Annotated in this window: 1 protein-coding gene and 1 pseudogene; both read right to left on the reverse strand. The window is 49.4% G+C overall.

The window, feature by feature from the left end; genetic code table 11:
- Positions 1-213: pseudogene (locus ACQEXR_RS20040) on the reverse strand (DUF4123 domain-containing protein); the annotation flags it as partial.
- Positions 195-1,706 (reverse strand): type VI secretion system Vgr family protein (locus ACQEXR_RS20045; protein WP_427021023.1); only part of this gene is annotated, 1,512 nt, incomplete at its 5' end. The pseudogene ACQEXR_RS20040 and the gene ACQEXR_RS20045, both read right to left, overlap by 19 nt.

Raw genomic sequence — 1,706 nt, forward strand, 5'->3', positions numbered from 1 at the left:
AGCAACTAACACGGGGCCACGTTCAATGTTGGCAAATTGTGTCTGCTCGAAAAGGGGGCAAAAGAAGGGCTCTGGAACGGTTCGATAAAGCTGAACTTGCCAATTTGGCCAAAGTTCAGGCTCGATGATCATATAGACATCCCATTCGTCTACGAGGATTGGCGCAGAGCCGATTTCAACGCGCCACTGAGGCATTATTTGTGGATTTGACATTGACCACCTCTATTACATTGGCAAAGTTCTTTTAGCAACGAGCCGTTTTCGACCATCTTGTTGTAGGCGATTTGGTTCATGGCCGGGAGTGATCCATCCGTAGCCATTGCTTCTTGTTCAGGGGGAGTCATATCCTGTGTCAGGGAGTTGGGCAGCAAAGCAATCTGCCCAGAAAAACCACTGCCACTGCTTGGACTTCCACCAGAGTTTAAATTGACTTTCGCTCCAACCAAGCTAACACCTGAAGCGTCCACTTTTATAAAGCTGCCACCGGCTTTTAAAGTCATTTCAGAGCCTGCTTCGATAACGACCTTCATACCGGCTTTGATGTGGAGTTCATTGCCAATTTCAAATGCATGCAACTGAGCGATTTTTTGATGCAGACTCCCTTCCACAATCGAGGTGGTGTCTTGTTTGACTAGAGTACGGCTTTCGCCCTCAACGGTGAGGTTGTGGCTGTTTTTAATCTGAGTGAAATGGTCGTTATCGATCGTGATATGTTGGTCATGTTTGACATGAGTCGTCATATCGTTGAGAACGATCGAGTCAAAATCCTTCTGCGCATGAAGATAGACTTGCTCTTGGTCTGCTTGGTCTTCAAAACTCAGTTCGTTGAAGCCTTGCCCTTGATGGGTTTCACTGCGCAGGACGGTTTTCGTTTTGTTCTCCGGCAGCGCATAAGGCGGCTGGTTGACCGCATGATAGGTGCGCCCTGTGATGATGGGCTGATCTGGGTCACCATTAAGAAATGAGACAATCACTTCGTGACCAATGCGAGGCAAAGCGACCATGCCATATTGGCTGCCTGCCCAACCTTGAGAGACGCGCACCCAGCATGAACGATGTTCAGGGTTTATCTCTTCGCGATCCCAGTGGAAATGGACTTTCACGCGACCATGTTCGTCACAGAAGATTTCTTCTCCCTCTGGGCCGACGACAGTCGCGATCATTGGGCCATCGACGATTGGTTTGGTCTCTGGCTCGGCCTGCCAATTGATATGAGCAGGGATGGCTTGCCATTGGTTGGCGTAGGTCGTCTTGCCTTGAGTGCTATCTTCCTCGAGTGCTTGAGCCTGTTCGCCTTGGTGATTGACTTGAACCAGCAGCCAAGCGCGATTAAAGGATGTGTTGAGGTGGTCACTCAAGGTGAATTTATACCCTGAGCGGAGCAAAAATTCGTTACTTTTGCCTTTGGCTAACTGGGCGTCACGGCGCAGATAACTCAAGCGAGTACGGGTGAAGGCAATGCCATTTGGGTCACCTTTATAGCGACCTGGAGCATCAAAGTGCACGTAAGTAGGCTGTTGGTAATCCATCTCAGTGCCGTGGGCCAATTGGCTAAAGGAATAAGCCGGATTTTTAAAGCTGTAGTCTTTGAGTTCCACCTCACTAACGTGGGCCTCGGATTGATAAGAGAAATCTTGGATATAGGGCACATCGCTGACACCACCCGCTAACCCGTTGTACGGAATAGGCTGAGCTAAGGAGGGCAG

The sequence above is a fragment of the Vibrio sp. TRT 2004 genome (genome assembly GCF_050113735.1).
In the GTDB taxonomy this organism is placed as follows: Bacteria; Pseudomonadota; Gammaproteobacteria; order Enterobacterales; family Vibrionaceae; genus Vibrio.